Consider the following 20,285-nt stretch of genomic DNA (forward strand, 5'->3'; position numbering starts at 1 on the left):
GGGAACTTGTTTTGCGGAACTTGAAAGGAAATACCTACCTTTGCGCATGCAAATTTTAGACGGTAAACTTGTTTCAGCGGCTGTTAAAGCCCAATTGGCAGATAAGGTAACTGAATTGAAAGCGTTGGACAAAAAAGTCCCTCACCTGGCAGCCATCCTGGTAGGTAATAATCCCGCCAGCGAAACTTATGTGGCATCCAAGGTTAAATCCTGCGCAGAAATTGGTTTCCACTCCACTCTTTTACGTTTCGATGAGAAGATCTCTGAAAAGCATTTACTGGACAATATCACATTGCTGAATGAAAATGCGGATATTGACGGTATTCTCGTACAACTTCCTCTTCCAAAACATATTAACGAAGAACTGGTGATCAACGCCATTGATCCCAGCAAGGACGTAGACGGATTTCATCCGATGAACGTAGGTAAAATGGTCATCGGATTACCTACCTATATTCCTGCTACTCCTTACGGTATCATGCTGATGCTGGAACACTACAACATTCCTACAAAGGGTAAACATGCGGTAGTGATCGGCCGTAGCAACATCGTAGGTACACCTATGAGTGTATTGCTGAGCCGTAACGCCAATCCGGGTAACTGTACAGTAACACTTACGCACTCACAGACTGCAAACCTGAAAGAACTTTGTCTGCAGGCAGATATCATTGTAGCTGCTATCGGTCGTCCTAACTTCGTAACCGCTGACATGGTGAAAGAGGGTGCAGTGGTGATAGACGTAGGTATCAACCGTATTGAGGATGCTACTAAAAAATCTGGCTTCAGGCTGGTAGGCGATGTAGACTTTAACGCCGTAGCGCCTAAGACCAGTTTCATCACTCCGGTACCCGGAGGTGTGGGCCTGATGACTATAGCAGCCTTGTTGAAAAACACTTACAACGCTGCCAGTCAGAAAGTAAATATGAACTAATCAACTTCCTATAAGACGCTTAACGCCCTTTAAACCGTATGGCAGAGACGCCGGCTTACCAGGCCGGAAGTAGGCTCAGCCGCCGGCCCAGCGCGTTAAGCGTTTGCATTTTCGTAACTTTGTGTCATGTCAATTATTACCGCCGATACCACAACTACACTTCAGCTTCCTGTAATGGAACGTTTCTATACACTGCAGGGTGAAGGAAATTACCAGGGCAGAGCTGCTTATTTCATCCGTCTCGGAGGATGTGATGTTGGTTGTCATTGGTGTGATGTGAAAGACAGCTGGGACGCATCCCGCCATCCCCTTCTGCCTGTCGATGAACTGGTACGTGATGCAGCTGTACATCCCGGACGTATGGCAGTAATTACGGGCGGAGAACCCCTGATGCATAACCTGGACGCACTGACTGCGGCGTTACACGACGCAGGCTTCCGTACTCATATGGAAACATCCGGCTCCTCTCCGCTAAGCGGTAACTGGGACTGGATTACCCTCTCTCCCAAAAAGTTCAAAGCGCCGCTTCCCGAAATATGCGCTGTCGCCCATGAGCTGAAGGTGGTTATATTCAACAAAAGTGATTTTGCCTGGGCAGAAAAGCACGCAGCAATGGCCGGCCCCCATTGTAAACTCTACCTGCAACCAGAATGGGAAAAGGCATCACAGGTTACCCCTCTCATTGTTGAGTATATTAAAGAGCATCCGCAATGGCAATTGTCGTTGCAAACGCATAAATATATCAATGTGCCCTAGAAAGCAGCACCACACATCATTTTAACACATTACATTTGTGCTTTTTTTCATATATTGGCACCCAAGCCAATCGAAGTTATGAAGAGAGTCCTTTTATTGATGAGTAGTTACCTGGTGTTAAGTCTGAGCGTAAATGCCCAGGTGATAACCTATGATAACGCGAAGAAAAAAGCACAGAAAAGTTTTGACGATGCGCAGATGGCCATTAGGGAATACCGGATGGAAGATGCGGTCGATCTGCTGAAAGATGCCGTAAGACAGGAGCCTGGCTTCACCGATGCCTATGGACAGTTAACCATCACGTACGTAGAGCTGAAGAAATATAAGGAAGCCATCACCAACTATGAAACGCTGAAACGACTGGATAGTCCGTCTATCAGGCCGGCTATGCTCTCCTACTCTAAAGCACTGGCAGGAGAAGGACGTTTTGCAGAGGCACTGTCTACCGTGACGCTGTATAACCAGACCGGTAAGATAAAAAGTCCGAAGGCAGAAGCCCTTATCAAGTCTTATACCTTTGCGGCAGAACATGCGGCCAAACCGGTTCCCTTCAAACCACATAACCTGGGAGACAGTATCAATACAAAAGATCCTGAATACTTCCCGTCGCTGACAATTGATGGTCGCATGCTTGTCTTTACCCGCCGTGTTAATGGCAAAAATGAGGATTTCTTTGCATCAGAAAAGGATGACAGTCTGGGCTGGATGCCGGCGTATGGTCTTGGCTCTCCGGTGAATACTTCCAATAATGAAGGTGCTCAGAACATTTCACAGGATGGTAATCTGCTGGTATTTACAGGCTGTAATTTCCCGGGTGGACGTGGCAGCTGTGATATCTACTTTGCCATCCGTACGGAAGAAGGACTCTGGGTGGAACCAATGAACATGGGCTCTCCTATCAATACCCGTGACTGGGAATCTCAACCCAGCCTTTCTGCTGACAAACAAACACTATATTTCGCCCGTGAAACACAGGATGCAGGCTCAGAAATATACATGAGTAAATTACAGCCTAATGGCAAATGGGGCTACCCCGAAAGACTGGGACCTAACATCAATACACCAGGCCGTGAAGCAACACCATTCATACATCCTGATAATCAGACGTTGTACTTCTCCTCTAACGGACATCCGGGTTTTGGTGATATGGACATGTTCTACTCCCGCCGTCAGCCGGATGGTACATGGGGCCCTGCTGTCAATCTGGGTTACCCGATCAATACAGCCGATGAAGATGCCAGCCTGGTAGTAGCAGCGGACGGGAAAACCGCCTTTTTTGCTTCTGACAGATCTGACAGTCGCGGACAACTGGATATTTACAGTTTTGAGCTATACCCTGAAGCGAGGCCGCAGAAGACCCTCTTTGTAAGAGGATATGTGTATGATGCAAAAACCAAACGCCGGCTTGTAGCGAATATAGAAACTTATGATATAGCTACCGGACAGGTGGCAGCCAACATCCGTACAGACAAAGTAGGCGACTTCATGGCACCACTGCCTATCGGTAAGGATTATGCATTCAGTGTGAACAGGAAAGGTTACCTGTTCTATTCAGATAACTTCTCACTAAAAAATGCAACAGCAGATTCCTCTTTCTATAGAGAAATAGCATTACAGCCGCTGGATACAAGTGCGGTACTGGTATTACACAATATCTTCTTTGATAGCAGACAATTCTCGCTCAAACAAGGCTCTGAGCTGGAGTTAAACAGACTGGTAGCTTTACTGCGTGAGAATCCGACTATCGTTACAGAAATAGGCGGACATACAGATAATATCGGTAATGATAAGGATAACCTGGTATTGTCAGAGCGTCGTGCACAGGCTGTGGTGAAATACCTGGTAGATAAGGGTATTCCGGCAGAAAGGCTACAGGCAAAAGGTTATGGAGAAACCATGCCGGTAGAAGATAATAACAGTGCAGCCGGACGAGCGGCTAACAGAAGAACGGAGTTTAAGATTCTTGCATTGTAATCTATTACTGCTTGGCCACAATAGCAGATCTGGGATATGTATATAAAGAAGATCAGTGAGAGGATTATGGTAAGAGGCAGTATATAAGTTTGATGCAATCAATTTAAAAATATAAATAAGCAGGGCGCTTCAATTACTGAAGCGCCCTGCTTATTTATATACTATCAGCGGTGTTACCAGGAAGCTGCTGATGCAGCAAGGCACATGGCTGATAATGCATGTTGATTAATAGTCTTTAAGTTGTTGCTTCAGCAGGCTATCCATCTCTGTTGCACTACGTTTGTAATTAAAGTCAAACAAAGCAGGTAGCCAATCGCCATACATGGGGTTAGGCAGTACAATAAATTTATTACCGAAATCGGCAGCAGCTTGTTGAGTGAGCGCAGTACGTTTATCAACCGGTTGTTTGTCAAACAGCTCAGAGAAGTCGCCGAGGTTGTCGCCCATTAGCAGGATGATATTGTGTGTTTGTGCAACCTGTGCGCGGCGGCTTTCTTTACCGGAGCCTGACGTTTTCAAGAGCAGATGTTCATTGTCAGCATTAGGAAAATGCCAGCGTTGCAGGTTCTGCAATGTAGGCGTACGTTCTGTTTCAGCACGGTTGCTGATATAGAAGATATGTACACCTTTGGCAGCAGCGTATTGTAGGAAAGACAATGCGCCGGGTACCGTATCAGCTGTTGCGCTGGCCGTCCATTCAGCCCATGTTTTTTCAGTATATCCTTGTCCTTTGAGGGCAGTATGCACTGTATACGGACTATTATCCAGCACAGTTTCATCAATATCGGTTACGATGGCCAGCGGCCTGGAAGATGTGCGTGCAAGCTGTTCATCCAGTCGTATTCGTGCTATGTTGTAAGCCTGAAAACAGAGGGCTTTGTATTCAGATGATCGTTGTTGCCAGAGGGCAGCCCACGCAGGACCATAAGGTTGTAAAACTGTAGAAGGTGTGGATGTTGCAGCCGTTGGCGGAGTAGTCTTACAGGCAGTAATACCGGCAAAGAATGCACATGTGAGTAAAATATTTCTGTATTGCATGGGAGTAATGAGAAGTTGTTTTACCTTAGATATGTTAACCGCAAAAATAAGCAATATGCAGGAGGAATTACGCCACCAGATTGCATTGACACAAATCCCACAGATAGGCGATATAGTAGCAAAGAAATTACTTGCACACTTTGGTACAGCCAGCAATGTATTACATGCATCAAGAAGAGAACTGGAGCATACGCCTGATATTGGCAGCGTCAGGGCAGATGCAATTTTCCAGTTCCGGGATTATCTGCGTGCAGACAAGGAGATTGCTTTTATTGAAAAGTATGATATACAACCGGTGTTTTATACAGATAAAGCGTATCCGGAGCGGCTGCGTCATTGTGCAGACAGTCCTGTAATGCTTTATTACAAAGGCAGTGCTGATCTGAATGCAGGAAGGATTGTCAGTATTGTAGGAACGAGGGCTCCGGGTGAGTACGGCAAGGCGGTATGTGCCGCATTTGTAGAAGAACTGGCTGCGCATCAGATCACGGTAGTGAGCGGAATGGCTTATGGTATTGATATTATTGCCCATAAACGCGCTGTCCAGGAAGGTATACCAACCATTGGTGTGCTGGCGCACGGGCTTGACCGCATTTATCCTCCGCAGCATAAAGGCACAGCTATGATGATGCAGGAAAATGGTGGGTTACTGACAGAATTTCTGAGTGGTACACAGCCTGACAAGCAACACTTCCCGATGCGGAACAGGATTGTGGCCGGGATTGCAGATGCTACCATTGTTGTTGAAAGTGGACGGCAGGGAGGTTCTATGATTACTGCGGATATAGCAAACAGCTATAACCGGGATGTATTTGCATTTCCGGGCAGGGTGAATGATCCGCATGCGGAAGGCTGCAATGAACTGATCAGAACTAACAAAGCGATGTTATTATCAGGTGTGGAAGATCTGTTACAGGTAATGGGATGGGATACTGCGCAGCGTAAAGAAGCGAAACACCATCCGCAGACATCACTCTTTCTTGAACTCAGCGAGGCAGAGCAGCATATCGTTACTTTATTCAGTGGAGAAGATGAAAAACATATTGATGAATTACGGCGGGAAAGTCACCTGCCGGGCAGCCAGGTAAGCACGCTGGTATTAAAACTGGAGATGTTGCATGTATTGAGAAGTTTGCCCGGACAAAAATATCAGTTGGTCAGTTAACCGGATATCTTACAAATAACCAATAATTAACACACCGGGTGACGGCGTGGCTGACAGGCCATTAATCGTTGTTAATGGAGGTTGTCATCGGGCGGATGGCAGCAACATTTTTCTATTTCCGTAAATAGCCGTACATTTGCGTGCAATTATTTAATAACTGACAAATAGTTGCAACATGCCTGCCGGAAAATCAAAACCGAAATTTGTAGAGGACGGACTTACATTCGATGACGTACTCCTGGTTCCAGCCTACTCTGAGGTACTCCCCAGAGACGTAAACATCTCAACGCAACTTACCAAAAACCTTCGCATTAACATACCAATGGTATCAGCTGCCATGGATACTGTTACTGAAGCTAACCTGGCCATTTCATTGGCTCGTCAGGGCGGCATTGGTATTCTGCATAAGAATATGAGCATTGAGAAACAGGCAGAACAGGTGAGAAAAGTAAAGCGCAGTGAAAACGGCCTTATTCTCGACCCGGTTACCCTGCACGCAAATGCTACCATCGGAGAAGCGCTCCGTCTGATGAAGGAGAACAGCATCGGCGGTATTCCCATCATAGATGAGGGCAACAAACTGGTTGGTATCCTCACTAACCGCGACCTGCGGTTTGAGAGAAATCACAAACGTCTGGTAAGCGAAGTAATGACATCTCAGAATCTGATCACGGCTCCTGAAGGCACCGACCTGAAGAAAGCGGAGAAGATCCTTCAGCAAAATAAAATCGAAAAACTGCCTGTTGTTGCTAAAAATGGCAAACTGGTAGGACTTATTACCTACAGAGACATCCTGCAGGTATCCAGCTATCCGAACGCAGTGAAGGACGCATATGGCCGTCTGCTGGTAGGTGCAGCGCTGGGTATCACCCCAGATGTTCTGGACAGGGCGCAGGCACTGATCAATGTAGGTGTGGATGTAGTTTGTCTGGATAGCTCACATGGTCATTCCATCGCAGTAATCAACAGTCTGAAAAAACTGAAGAAAACCTTCCCTAAACTGGAGGTGATTGCAGGTAACGTAGCTACTGGCGAAGGTGCTGCCGCACTGGCTGACGCAGGTGCTGACGCAGTAAAAGTAGGAGTAGGACCTGGTTCTATCTGTACTACCCGTGTAGTAACCGGTGCAGGGTTCCCTCAGCTGTCTGCAGTACTGCTGGCTGCTGAAGCGCTGAAGAAAAAAGGCGTTCCTGTAATTGCTGATGGTGGCATCCGCTATACTGGCGACATGGTAAAAGCGCTGGCCGCAGGTGCTTCTTGTATCATGGCTGGTTCTATCTTTGCCGGTGTGGAAGAAAGCCCTGGAGAAACTATTATCTACGAAGGACGTAAATTCAAATCCTACCGTGGTATGGGATCACTGGAAGCGATGGTAGAAGGTAGCAAGGACCGTTACTTCCAGGAAGAAGACGATATCAAGAAACTGGTACCAGAAGGTATCGTAGGCCGTGTACCTTACAAGGGGATGCTGTCTGAAGTAATCCAGCAATTTGTAGGCGGTCTGCGTGCCGGTATGGGTCTGACTGGATCTAAAGATATCAAAACCCTGCAGGGAGCACAGTTCATTAAAATCTCTCCTGCTACGGTAAAAGAAAACCACCCGCATGACGTGGTGATCACCAAAGAAGCGCCAAACTACAGCAGATAATCTTTCAGCTGGTAAATATAGTCGAACGCCTCTTGTGATTGGACTGAAGTGATTGATGTATGACGATATACAATTGATAGATAATTGACGATTGACCATCGCAGTTCACAATAATGATAAAGCCTCCTGCATTCAGTCAGGAGGCTTTATCATTATTTAATAATTTATTTGCCCGAGTACTTTTATATTCGCTCTTTCCCTGCCTGCCAGCCAGGCAATCAGCTAACAATTATCACGGTCGCCGGTGTACATACACCGAGGACTCATCACAAAACAAACTGACTATGAACCGCTGGTTACCCATACTCATAAGCCTTGCCGGTGCATTGCTATTATGGGCCTCCTGGCCAACCGCCCCTTTTACCTTCCTGATATTCATTGCATTTATACCGTTGTTGCGACTGGCAGATGTAGTTCAGCACCGGGCTAAATTCTTCGGGTGCATTTTTCTGACGCTATTCCTCTGGAATTTGGCTACTACCTGGTGGGTAGGCAATACAACCGTACCTGCCAGCGGCATTGCGGCTAACCTGATCAATACATTGGTGATGAGTGTGCCGCTATTGGGATATCACCGCTCCAGGCAACGGCTGGGCAGAACAGCTGGTTATTTCGCACTGATAGTATATTGGTTAACGTTTGAATACATACACCTGAACTGGGAGTTCAGTTGGCCATGGTTAAGCCTCGGAAATGTGTTTGCCATGCATCCTTCCTGGATACAATGGTATGAATTTACAGGAGTCAGCGGAGGTACACTGTGGGTGTTACTGACCAATATTGTGATCTATGAAACCTGGCGTCAGCGAAGGAAGTATCCCGTAGAGATATCCACATTTCTGTGGAAAACAGCCTGGAAACCAGTAGCCCTGATAGCTATTCCGCTGTTGCTCAGTTCACTGATACAATACAACTTCAAAGCGCCCTCGGGGCCTGCCATCAAAGTAGTGATTGTACAGCCGAATATTGACCCATATGATAAGTTTGCCGATGAGAATGAATCGGCACAGCTGGAAAAGATGCTCCGCTTATCTGCTGAGAAAACTGATAGTACTACCACGTATATTATCTGGCCGGAAACTGCGTTATTCACACATGGTGTGTGGGAACATAAACTGGCCTATGAGCCGACGACAGACAAGATCCGTGCGTTTCTGCGCAAGTATCCGCAGGCCACACTGATCAGTGGTGCAACTACCTTGAAACGTTATGACGCGGTAGATGAAGCGCCTAAAATGTCTCGTATGGCAGAAGGCGGTAATCTTCGTTATGACGCATTTAACGCTGCTATACAACTGGATACTTCAATGGTAGTACAGGTCTATCACAAAGCGAAGCTGGTACCAGGTGTAGAGCTGATCCCTTACGCACGGTATCTTTCTTTTATGGAGAAACTGGCCTTGAATATGGGAGGCATTACCGGCGGATATGGCCTGACACCCGGCGTAGCCTTACTGGAAGAAGTCCGCACACACATTAAAGTATTACCCACTATTTGTTATGAATCAGTGTATGGAGAATATGTGGCAGAACATGTGCGAAGTGGCGCTAATCTGCTATTTATTCTAACAAATGATGGCTGGTGGGGAGATACGGAAGGACATCGTCAGCATGCACAATATGCGAGACTGCGTGCCATTGAAACCCGCCGCTGGGTGGCCCGTAGTGCAAATACCGGTATCTCGTGCGTAGTAGATCCGATGGGGAAATTGCAGCAGCCGACACCTTATTGGGAAGAGGGAGTTATTGCTGCGGCTGTAACACCGGACGATACTTTTACGTTCTATGTAAGATTCGGGGATCTGATTTCCAAAGCAGCCATTGCATTTTGCGTAATAGTTATTCTATATAGCTACTATCTGAAATTCACTAAAAAAATAAGGGACACAAATGCAGATTGACGAGTAGCTCATTCACAGTCAATACCTGAACATTTGTAATTCCATGATCTGTAAACTGATAAAAAATTAATTCTCGTGTCAAATAAACCTTCGGCTGACAATAGCCATCTAACCAATAAGCCGGCTGTGCTATTAATACATGGTTTTTCTGAGAATAACCATATCTGGGATCACCAGCTGGCAGCATTGCGTGAACAGTTTAATGTGATTGTACCGGATCTTCCGGGTACGGGTAGTACACCTATTACTACACCGCTAAGCATTGAAAGCATGGCAGAATACGTATATGGCTTGTTGCAATCTGCAGGTATTTCCAGGGCTACTGTTATTGGCCATTCAATGGGGGGATATATAGCGCTGGCACTGGCAGAAAAATATCCTTCACTGTTACAGGGACTTGGATTATTCCATTCTACAGCGACTGCTGATACAGAGGAAAAAAAAGAAGCCCGCCGGAAATCAATTAATATGATTGAGAAGTATGGCAATGAAGCATTTGTAAAACAGACAATGCCTAATATGTTCAGCCCTGCTTATAAAAAGCAACATCCTGAACAAATAGAGTCGTATATTCAGATGTGTTTGCAGTGCCCACAGGCGACCCAGATTGCTTATTATGAGGCAATGATCCAGCGTCCTGACCGTACAGCAGTACTATCATCGGTGTCAATACCTGTGTTGTTTGTTATTGGTAAAGACGATACAGCAGTACCTATGCAGAATGTACTTCCGCAGGTATCGCTGCCTCGCATCAGCAGCATCCATATTTTTGAAGATACAGGACATATGGGCATGTGGGAAATACCCGCTGCCAGTCAACAATTATTAGAACAGTTTATTCTTTTTTGCCAACACTATTGAATGTGAAAAGGACCCTTATACTATTGCTTTTTATTCTCCTGATTGGAAACATAACAAAAGCCTCCCATATCATTGGAGGCGAAATGTTCTATAGATACATCTCCCGCAACGGTGATAACATCACTTACAGGGTGACGTTAAAGCTGTTCCGCATATGCGGCAGCGGGACGAATATAGCAGAGTTACCTGACAGGGTCTATTTTACCATATTCAATAAAGCTACCAATACAAGGTTTGATGCGCCCACTGTAGAAAGAGCCACCAAAGAAACACAGTACCTGGGCGCAGTAGATCCCTGTATTGTAAATCCTCCGAATATCTGTTTTCAGATCGGTACTTATGTCAGAGATATTACAGTACCCATTACTGCCGCAGGATATGTTGTATCGTTTCAGAGCTGCTGCCGGGATAACTCTATGCAGAATATCATTGATACACGCGTTCCCAGTAACGAGCAGCAGTTTCCCGGCAATGGCGCTACCTATTTCACAGAATTGCCAGGATCTGATGACATACTGACCAATTCCGGTCCTTACTTTGCAAAAGACGAAGCCGTACTGGTGTGCGCCAATAAGAAGTTCACATATGACTTCTCGGCCAAAGACCCTGACGCGGATAGCCTGGTGTACTCTTTCTGCGATGCATATGGTGGAGGCTATACAACAGATGGTTCAGGCGTGCCTCGTCCTTCTGACGCTCCGCCCTATAACTTCATACCTTATAAAAGTCCGTTTGCCGGTACTGCACCATTAGGTATACAGGCAGTTATTGATCCGAAGACAGGTGTGATATCGGGTATTGCACCCAATGCCGGCAAATATGTCGTGACCGTCTGCGCATCTGAATACCGTAATGGCCGGCTGCTTAGTATCCACCGTAAAGATTTCCATATCAACGTAACCACCTGTGTAAGAGAAGTAGTCGCTGCCATGCCTGAAAAGTATAACGACTGCTCCGGTTACACCGTCACTTTCCTTAATAACAGTACAGAAGGTAAAACCTATGACTGGGATTTCGGAGATGGCCAGACATTGACTACCCAGAGCACAGACCCATTACCACATACCTACGCACAGGATGGCACCTATACCGTAAAGCTATGGGTAGATAAAAACAGCAATTGCGGAGACAGTGCTACAGCTACCGCCTATGTTTACCCGATGCTCAGACCAGATCCGCGCATCAGCGGGTTCTGTAGCAATACCACTACCGTATTTACTGATCATTCCACCACATCCAGTACAACAGATGCCATCAACTATTACCGCTGGGATTTTGGAGATGGTAGTTCCGTTGCGGACACTTCTAACCAGAAGAACGCAACTTATCAATATCCTGGACCAGGCAACTATGAGGTAGTCTTACAGATTAAAACAGCCCAGGGTTGCGAACGTGCAGATACAAGTCATATCATTATATATGACAGACCACCATTAACTACTACCGAAGATACTTTGCTCTGTATCCGTAACTCGATACAGCTGCGGGCAGAAAGTTCAGTTGACGGCAACGTCGTTAACGGCAGCTATACCTGGACACCGGCTTATAATATCACCAATGCCAATACCGCTACTCCGACAATCTTCCCAAAGGTAGATACGACTTATACCGTTACATTCACAGATGCTACAGGATGCAGCAATACAAGCCAGGTCGCTATAGACGTAAGAGATACGCTCATTATCCGGACTATCGCCGATAGTACCATATGTACAGGTGATGAAGTGCATATCAGGGCGTTTCCTGACGGGGAATATCCGCTTACCTGGTATAATATGGCAGATAATTCAACTGTGGGTACCGGCACAGTATTGAGCATTGTACCACCCGCACCGGCTGTGAACTACCTGGTCAGGGGGGAACTGGGAGGCTGTGATGGATATGACGATGTAAAACTGACTGTTGTAGACCCTCCAGTGGCATATGCAGGTGAAGATACCACCATCTGTTATGGAGAACAGGTAGTACTACGTGCTACAGGCGGTAGCAGCTATCAGTGGACGCCAGCCAATACCCTCACCTCACCTATCAGCGCCAATACAGTAGCAAGGCCGACAGATACTACCAGGTACATCGTTACTGTGACGGACGTACTGGGTTGTCCTAAGCCTATCTACGATACAGTACAGATCAATGTCGTACCTCCGGTACAGGCATTTGCCGGCAATGACACCATCGTCATGTTAAACCAGCCGTTCCAGCTGAACGCTTCAGGCGGTACTTCCTATATATGGACGCCGGTAGACGGACTGGATAATCCGAATATCTATAACCCCACCACAAATATCAACCGGGACTATACCTATACCGTGGCTGTCTATACGGATGAAGGTTGTATGGGTACGGATGCCATCAGGATACGATTCATCACAGGCCCGGACATCTACGTACCGTCAGGCTTTTCACCTAACGGAGACGGCCAGAACGACATCTTCCGTCCCCTGCCTGTAGGCATAGTAGAGATGGACTTTTTCCGGGTATATGACCGCTGGGGAAAGCTGATGTACAGCACATCAAAGTACCTGCAGGGATGGGATGGCTACTTCAATGGCGCACCCGCAGCTGTTGGTACATACGTTTGGGTAGTCCAGGGGAAAAATATCGATAATGAAACTGTCATTCGTAAGGGCACAGTAACGCTTGTCAGATAATAAATTCTTCATCTAATTACATACTGTCAACTGTAAAGAACTATTCTACAGATAGTTCTAAAACCCGCGTGTATACTGGAAAAAATGATTGCTGGTACGGTATTTTTTTTGTAAATTCCTATACGAAAGTCATTTTACAGATTTGCACCCCTCTGAATGTACAGATTCCTTATTCTGGCTATTTGCTGCACCTTTGTCCACGTTAGAGCAGATGCTTACCATATTATAGGCGGTGAGATATACTACACCTACGTGGGGACTGCCGGTGACGGAGTATACCGTTACGAAATTGTGCTTAAATTGTACCGGGACGCTGATTTCACCTGCGGTCCGATACAAGGCTGTATAGACCACTTTGAGAATCCTGTACCGATAAACATATATAACTCCAGCGGTACACGTGTAACTAACGCTCTTCAGCTATACATCTCACAAACAAAGTCCCTGCGCGACACACTCAAAAACCCCTGCCTCGCTCCCCGAACACAAAATCTCGAAGTTGCTTACTACAAAGACACTGTTGAACTGCCGGCCAGTTCAGGTGGATATTACGTCACTTATCAACGTTGCTGTCGCGGAGAAAAGCTGGTAAACATATACGATTCTGAGCATGAGGGTTCTACATTTTATACCGTTATACCCGGAACAGACAAACTCCCTACCAACAGCAGTGCGCGTTTTAAGCATGACGGTGCAATTGTGATATGTAACGCATTACCATTCACCTTTAATTATTCTGCTTTTGATCCTGACGGAGACAGTCTGACCTATTCGTTATGCAGCGCGCTTACAGGTGGAGCTACCCGGAGCGAGGCTGCAAGTACCAATCCGCCACCTTACGATAATACCGTCAATTACGTAGCACCTTACTCCGGAGGTAACCCGATGGGAGGCTCGCCACAGATTACTATAGATAATGAGGGTATACTGAGAGGAACACCTAACCGTGAAGGTAAATTTGTAATCTCTGTGTGTGTCAATGAATATGACCGGCGAACTAAAATGTTGCTGGGCACTCATCATAAAGATCTGCTGCTGACAGTATTCAACTGTAAGACAAATATTAAGGCAGGGTTCCCTTCGGTATTGTCTAATTGTATAGCCAGTCCTGATCTGGCAGTTACCATCCCCAACTACAGTAATGCGGGATTTACGTCTGCCTATTATTGGGAATTTGGAGACGGTACTGACACGATCACCTTCGATAAGACCGTCTTCACGCATCAGTATCCAGATACTGGTATCTATAAGGTAAAACTGGTGGTAAATAGGGGATTGTCCTGTACGGATAGTGTAACCGGGTTTGTACATAACTATCCGGGCCTGAAAGCAGATTTTACTATGGAAGGTTTGTGCAGCGGGGATCCTATTCGCTTCAATGACATATCTACCTATACTTACGGGAAGATCACCAGCAGGCGATGGGATATTGGCATACCAGAAGGCCCTGAGTTTGCCAGTGCTGTCAGTACCCAGCTGAGTTACGTCTACCAGGAAGGCGGCACATACACTGTGACCCTACATGTCTTAACCGACCGGTCTTGCAGCGCTGAACTCTCGAAGGAAATTACAGTATATGAAGTCAGGCCTTATGCGGGCAATGATACAATTCTGGCTAAAGGACAGCAATTGCAGTTAAACGCAAGCGGTGGGGAGTACTATGCCTGGTCGCCTCCGGAAGGACTCAGCAGTGTCAATATTGCCGATCCCATTGCCAGTGGCGATAAGGACGTTACCTACATGCTCAAAGTATCCAATGCGCAGGGCTGTGTCGGGTATGACACCATTAATGTAAAATACTACTCCGGACCTGAAATATATATTCCTACCGCCTTTAGTCCTAATGGCGATGGACAGAACGACCAGTTCCGTTTCATTCCTGTCGGCATTACGGAATATCTGTACTTCCGCATCTTTAACAGGTGGGGCCAGGAAATATTCTCATCTACTGACTTCCGCAAGGGATGGGACGGCACCATTAACGGCTCTCCGGCTCCAGTGGACACCTATATCTGGATACTTGCCGGAAAAGATTTTACAGGCCAAAGCATATTAAAGAAAGGCACTGTAACTTTGGTGAAATAAAATCGGATTTATGGCAATAGTTCTAGTGACCGGAGCCACCTCAGGCTTTGGTGAAGCGTGTGCAAAAAAGTTTGCAGCGAATGGTTATGATATCATTATTACCGGAAGAAGACAGGACAGGTTAACAGCTTTACAACAGCAATTGCAGCAGGAACATAATATTGCCGTATTGCCTCTTTGTTTTGATGTACGAGACCAGCATACTGTAAGTGAAGTACTGAATAACATACCAGATAACTGGAAAGCAATTGATATACTGATTAATAACGCTGGACTGGCCTTGGGCTTAAGCAGTATCGAAGACGGAGATATTGATGACTGGGAAGGTATGATCGACACAAATGTAAAAGGCTTACTGTATGTATCAAGGGTAATAATGCCATGGATGAAAGCCCGTCGCTCAGGACATATCATTAATCTTGGTTCTACTGCCGCCAAGCAGGTATATGCCAAAGGCCATGTGTATTGTGCAACCAAGGCTGCCGTAGACGCTATATCTCAAGGTATGCGTATTGACCTCCTTCCTTATCGTATTAAAGTAACAGCGGTACATCCCGGCGCAGCAGAAACTGAGTTTTCAGCAGTACGTTTTAAAGGCGATAAAGAAAAAGCAGACAGTGTCTATAAAGGCTTTCAGCCCCTCAGTGCCGCAGACGTAGCAGATACTATCTACTACTGTGCTACCCTGCCAGCCCACGTGTGTATCAATGATCTGGTGATCACCTGTCTGCAACAGGCTAATGCCTATTACTTCGACAAAGAGTAAATTTATATAATATAACACATAGATGTTATTTCATATGCTGGGTATTGTGTTTAAATTTGATACACTAACGTATATGATGACTATTGTGATGTAAGAAGGGATGTCGAATACCTCCGGACGGGGGTGATACTAACTATGACCGTTTTAATGTTTTCAATGCCGACTATCTATCCTAAAAAACCATATCCCTATGCTTACATTTGCTACACTGTATTTGTTGCGTCTCTACTATCCAAGATGGAAGGCAGAACTGCGCATTCACTCCGACAGATCTAAAAGTAATAACTATGGTCGATGGGCAACACGCCAGGATGTGAATTGGGGCTTTTAGTACCTGTGAAAAAAAATGAATCTGATCCCGCCGGTGAGTGCCGGCGGGATTTTTTTTTCTATTGCTTTACCAACATGCAGCGTACCTGCTGTAAGTCTCCTGCTCTTTGTGTATAAGCCATCAGCACTGTTCCATCATCTACCCCGGTGATGACCGGGTAAGTAACATGTGTTGAATCGGTTGTCAGTACGCCAGTCTGCAATACCTTACCACCTCCATCTCTCCACTGGTAACCTACGCGGCTTTTAAAGGTATTATCAGGTTGCTTCACGGGCTCATCCCATACCAGTAGTATCCTGTCATCTGCAAGTGTGGCAATCTGCGGATGTTTCGCCATCGGCGCTATACTGACCTTCTGCTTTTGAGTATATGTCTGTCCATTATCTGTAGACTGACAGTAGTACACGCCTTCTCCGCCTCCCATAGTAAACCAGGTAAAGTGCATAGACTGTTTGTTTTTAGTCATTGCCGGCCCGGTATGCGGACATCCTCTCACCACCCAGTTATCTGCGCTGATCCGGTTGAGTTTTGAAAAAGCATTACCGCCATCTGTAGATACCATATGCACCATGTCTCTGATGGAATCATTGATAATATCCCTGAAAGCAATATGGATTCCCCCTTGTGCATCTGTGTAGAGGTCTGTTCTGCAACACTGGCAAACTGTTTCTGCCAGCGCCCTCTCCTTCTTAAAACCATCCCTTCCATCAGTCACGGCAAAATAAAGCGAAGAGCCTTCTGCATCCACTGCCTTCCTGTTATCTAACCAGATCGCCGCAGCTTCACCTCCCGGTAAAAGCGCGATATCAAAATAACGCTGATCATAACTACCGGTATCAGTGACCAATGGTACAGCAGGTAACCAGGTCTCTCCTCCGTTCAGTGAACGCGTATAATATACCCTTCCGGCGTATTTATTACGTGCATCGTTCTGTTCAACGCCATAGATAGCAATGACCTCTCCATCGGGCTTAAAAACCATTTTAGGCATATTCTCCGCATGCGGAAGGATGCCGTTGGCCGTAGCTACCCGCCGCGGCGCAGAAAATGTACGTCCCTTATCAGCTGATACTGCGTAATACAATGTACCTGTATCCGCACCTTTAGCTGTCTCTACCCAACTAATTACAGTATGTCCATCGGGCGTAGTTGTCATAAACGGACAGGAAGCATCCTGCGTAGCATTAGACAGTAACTGTTCATGTTTATCTCCACTATTGCAACCTGCTGTAACTATTGCTATCGAAATAATCCATTGTCTGATTGTCATCATACTTTATTTTTTACCGTTGAACGTGTAACCAAACCCTATGTTGAACGTACGTTTAGGACCAGGCCTGTATGTAGTATTATAAGTTGTCTTTTCTGTAGTCGTTGAATACATTACATCTGCTGCATTCCGGCAGTTCAGCCAGCAGTCAAATTGTCTCCAGCTATAGCCCGCACGGAAGTTCAGCAATTCATATCCTTCATAGGTACCAGTATTCCGTGGATCCATATAATAACTGCTAACGTGCTGCCACTCGCCTGCTATACGGAAGCCTTTCAGACATCCAGGTTTCCAGGTGATTTCTGTATTCATGATCACCCTGGGCGCGCCAGCCATCCTGTTATCATTATAACTCACACCTTTCTCGACAAACTCATTGAAGAAATGTTCTGCATATTGCCCGCTGCTCCGTATCCATAAAGACGGCAAAGGGGCATACCGTATATTCCACTCGATACCTCTGTGAGTAGTACGACCTGCATTCCTGTTTTCATAGGAACCGTCATCCAGTTTCACACTGATGATCTCATTTGTTCCCAGCATATTATATACGCCCAGATCCGCATAACCTTTGTCATTTGCAAAGGCAAACCATCCACCGGCTTCGTAATTGCGGTAAGTGGCAGGTTGCAGGGTTGGCACTTTCACCCCCCTGTATAATTCAGAGATATTAGGCGGTGCAAAACCTACACTGTAGTTAACATACAGACCACGCCGCTGTCCGAAATGATAGGTCAATCCAACTTTAGGGGTCAGCTTATTAAAGTGATTCCTTTCATCCGGGGCACCGGTAAATGCAGATGGAGGCAGGTGGTTATCGAAGTTGTAATCCATCCTGTCATAACGTAATGCTGCTACAAACTTCAACCGGTATAGCAACTCCATATCAAACTGGGCATATGCAGCTGTATTCAGCAGGCCGACATTATAATTAGTCAGCACAGAATCAGAAGTTGTATAACTTCTGAAATAACCCGCCGCATCTTTTGTTACATCAATAAATCGTGCATAATATTCTGCCGGACTGTAGTCAGCGCTTACACCTGCTATCAGTGATGCTTTCTTCCATGAGAACTTCTTCCTGTGTTGCATGATCAGGCCATAGCTATTAAAGCTGTCATCATTGATTTCTCCGGCAGCTTTCAACGGATCTGCGAGTGTCTTTAAGGCATAGAAAGGATTCTGCTTGATGGAGTTGTTACGGAAGAATGCAGTAACCGTGGTTTTATTATCATTGTTCCAGTTATGCTCTAAGGTACTTCTGTAGCGCAATGCATTCACCTGACGGTAAGAGAATGTTTGAAAGTTACGGTAGTCCTTTGCAAAGAAATGTGCGCTATCCATACCGCCTACCTGGTCCGTATAATAATCTATCAGCGTCATGGAGTTGATCCATCTGGTACGATCACTGATCTGATAGTCGGCCCGTAATGTAAGTGCGAGCTTATGAAAATCACTATGATCCATATAACCGTTTCGCTGATCTGCATAATAACCACCTACTGAAATACCCAGCTTATTGAAGGTTGCTGATGTATTGAAGTCAGTACGCTTATACCCTCTGTCACTGATCTCTGCCTGTATCCTGGCAGCAGGTTGCAGCGATGGAGCTGTTGTAATGAAGTTGACCGCGCCACCTACGGCTTCACTACCATATAGCGAGGAAGCAGGCCCTCTTACTACTTCAATAGTCTTTAGCGCCGCCATATTAATTTCAATCAGTGCATTGTGATTGAAGTCGCCTGTTGTACGAATAGGAATACCATCTTCCATATACAGAAATAAACTCTTATACCCGATAGGCTGACGTATGGCCATGGTGTGCTGCTCATTTCCCAGATCCACCATATACACACCGCTTACTTTGTTAAGCAGTTGTTCCAGCGAGGTAGCTTTAGTATCTCTTATTTCCTGTGTAGAAATGGTACTGATCGCCACAGGTGCATCTGTGCGGGCTTGCTTATCGCGGCTGGTAGTGACAATAATTTCATTCAGGCTGGCAGTAGCTGGTGATAAAGAAATTACAGGTGATGGTTGTGAAGACAGCCGCAGTTTCCTGGTCTGATAACCAATGAACGATACCTGTACAGAATCATTTGTATTACCCTGTAATGTAAACCTTCCTCTGGCATCTGTTCTGCAACCTTTATCTGCATGCAGCACTTGCACTGTCACTCCCGGCAATACTTCTCCTGTCTGTGCATCAACCACGCTCCCCTGTACCTGGGCATGTGACTGCATAAATAATAGTAACCCCGTTATTATCAGTAATAAATATTTCATGATTGCAATAAGTTGCTTGCTGATAGTTCAGGCATAGCGATGCCAGACAGCTGATAATGTATCACTGCCGGTACGCAACTGCCATAACATCTGGCAATAGCTGTGAATAAGTAAATAGGATGGAATGATCAATGAATACTGTCACACAGAACGTATGGCATAGTTCATTGTAAATACATCAGATAATGTGCGGCTGCTGACCGCTCAATAAATTAAACAGATAAGTATGTAGCTGTTAAGCCTGGGGTGGGTGAAAGATGGATATTAACGGGGTATGCAGTTCAGGATCCTGATAATGTACAAGTAATGATATAGATGGTGCAACTGGCTCAAAGCTGAACTCCTGCAACACATTGATGTAAGAGACTTCATACTTCTCTTTACCGGTAGATCCGTTCTGTTGCTGTTGCTCGTCTTTCTTCAGTTGTTTTTTGAGATAACATTTACCGTTACAATGCATTTCAGGCATTGCCCTGTTCTCGCACAATACACTAGCGATATATGCCTCATCCATCTTGTACTTTACCATAATCACCAGCTGGCTGAAGTTTTGCAACAACAGCCCAAACAATATAATTATGGCAAAAAGATATCTCACGGTGCAAAAGTATATTAATAGGTGACC

At 45.7% G+C, this 20,285-nt stretch carries 14 protein-coding genes; 10 read left to right on the forward strand and 4 right to left on the reverse strand.

Features of this window, described 5'->3' with window-relative positions; translation table 11 throughout:
• Nucleotides 1-46: 46 nt before the first annotated feature.
• The 3 genes from folD to K1Y79_RS13955 all read left to right on the forward strand — a co-directional run bounded on the left by folD (nucleotide 47) and on the right by K1Y79_RS13955 (nucleotide 3,661).
• The gene (gene folD / locus K1Y79_RS13945) at nucleotides 47-931 is read left to right on the forward strand and encodes a bifunctional methylenetetrahydrofolate dehydrogenase/methenyltetrahydrofolate cyclohydrolase FolD (protein WP_220250700.1); all 885 of its coding nucleotides are present in this window, start codon (nucleotides 47-49) and stop codon (nucleotides 929-931) included.
• A 126-nt stretch (nucleotides 932-1,057) separates the two neighbouring features.
• Entirely contained in the window at nucleotides 1,058-1,687 is a 630-nt protein-coding gene (locus K1Y79_RS13950) for a 7-carboxy-7-deazaguanine synthase QueE (RefSeq protein ID WP_220250701.1), read from the forward strand.
• A gap of 78 nt (nucleotides 1,688-1,765) precedes the next feature.
• Nucleotides 1,766-3,661, forward strand: coding sequence for an OmpA family protein (locus tag K1Y79_RS13955; protein WP_220250702.1), 1,896 nt, complete (start codon nucleotides 1,766-1,768; stop codon nucleotides 3,659-3,661).
• Between the two features lie 225 nt (nucleotides 3,662-3,886).
• Here K1Y79_RS13955 and K1Y79_RS13960 read toward each other — a convergent pair whose 3' ends face one another.
• On the reverse strand, nucleotides 3,887-4,699 hold the full coding sequence (locus K1Y79_RS13960; RefSeq protein ID WP_220250703.1) for a 5'-nucleotidase, lipoprotein e(P4) family: 813 nt from the start codon (nucleotides 4,697-4,699) through the stop codon (nucleotides 3,887-3,889).
• Nucleotides 4,700-4,754: 55 nt separating this feature from the next.
• On the opposite strand from K1Y79_RS13960, the gene dprA reads away from it, so the two are divergent.
• From dprA to K1Y79_RS13995, 7 genes are all read left to right on the forward strand, one after another.
• Nucleotides 4,755-5,864, forward strand: coding sequence for a DNA-processing protein DprA (gene dprA / locus K1Y79_RS13965; protein ID WP_236059597.1), 1,110 nt, complete (start codon nucleotides 4,755-4,757; stop codon nucleotides 5,862-5,864).
• Between the two features lie 175 nt (nucleotides 5,865-6,039).
• Nucleotides 6,040-7,512 (forward strand): IMP dehydrogenase, encoded by a 1,473-nt coding sequence (gene guaB, locus K1Y79_RS13970; RefSeq protein WP_220250705.1) that lies wholly within the window; start codon nucleotides 6,040-6,042, stop codon nucleotides 7,510-7,512.
• A 284-nt stretch (nucleotides 7,513-7,796) separates the two neighbouring features.
• Nucleotides 7,797-9,413 (forward strand): apolipoprotein N-acyltransferase, encoded by a 1,617-nt coding sequence (gene lnt / locus K1Y79_RS13975; protein ID WP_220250707.1) that lies wholly within the window; start codon nucleotides 7,797-7,799, stop codon nucleotides 9,411-9,413.
• A gap of 75 nt (nucleotides 9,414-9,488) precedes the next feature.
• On the forward strand, nucleotides 9,489-10,274 hold the full coding sequence (locus K1Y79_RS13980) for an alpha/beta fold hydrolase (protein ID WP_220250708.1): 786 nt from the start codon (nucleotides 9,489-9,491) through the stop codon (nucleotides 10,272-10,274).
• A gap of 83 nt (nucleotides 10,275-10,357) precedes the next feature.
• The gene (locus tag K1Y79_RS13985; protein ID WP_220250709.1) at nucleotides 10,358-12,925 is read left to right on the forward strand and encodes a gliding motility-associated C-terminal domain-containing protein; all 2,568 of its coding nucleotides are present in this window, start codon (nucleotides 10,358-10,360) and stop codon (nucleotides 12,923-12,925) included.
• Between the two features lie 156 nt (nucleotides 12,926-13,081).
• The gene (locus K1Y79_RS13990) at nucleotides 13,082-15,010 is read left to right on the forward strand and encodes a PKD domain-containing protein (RefSeq protein ID WP_220250710.1); all 1,929 of its coding nucleotides are present in this window, start codon (nucleotides 13,082-13,084) and stop codon (nucleotides 15,008-15,010) included.
• A gap of 10 nt (nucleotides 15,011-15,020) precedes the next feature.
• Complete coding sequence (locus K1Y79_RS13995) at nucleotides 15,021-15,776, forward strand: SDR family NAD(P)-dependent oxidoreductase (RefSeq protein WP_220250711.1); 756 nt, start codon at nucleotides 15,021-15,023, stop codon at nucleotides 15,774-15,776.
• Nucleotides 15,777-16,165: 389 nt separating this feature from the next.
• Here the strand turns inward: K1Y79_RS13995 and K1Y79_RS14000 are convergent, their stop codons facing one another.
• The 3 genes from K1Y79_RS14000 to K1Y79_RS14010 all read right to left on the reverse strand — a co-directional run bounded on the left by K1Y79_RS14000 (nucleotide 16,166) and on the right by K1Y79_RS14010 (nucleotide 20,258).
• Nucleotides 16,166-17,380: a sialidase family protein gene (locus K1Y79_RS14000; RefSeq protein ID WP_220250712.1), complete on the reverse strand. Its 1,215-nt coding sequence runs from the start codon at nucleotides 17,378-17,380 to the stop codon at nucleotides 16,166-16,168.
• Between the two features lie 3 nt (nucleotides 17,381-17,383).
• Nucleotides 17,384-19,660: a TonB-dependent receptor gene (locus K1Y79_RS14005; protein ID WP_220250713.1), complete on the reverse strand. Its 2,277-nt coding sequence runs from the start codon at nucleotides 19,658-19,660 to the stop codon at nucleotides 17,384-17,386.
• A 235-nt stretch (nucleotides 19,661-19,895) separates the two neighbouring features.
• The gene (locus tag K1Y79_RS14010) at nucleotides 19,896-20,258 is read right to left on the reverse strand and encodes a hypothetical protein (protein WP_220250715.1); all 363 of its coding nucleotides are present in this window, start codon (nucleotides 20,256-20,258) and stop codon (nucleotides 19,896-19,898) included.
• Nucleotides 20,259-20,285 lie beyond the last annotated feature (27 nt).

The sequence above is a fragment of the Chitinophaga rhizophila genome (assembly GCF_019492185.1).
GTDB classification, from domain to species: Bacteria; Bacteroidota; Bacteroidia; order Chitinophagales; family Chitinophagaceae; genus Chitinophaga; species Chitinophaga rhizophila.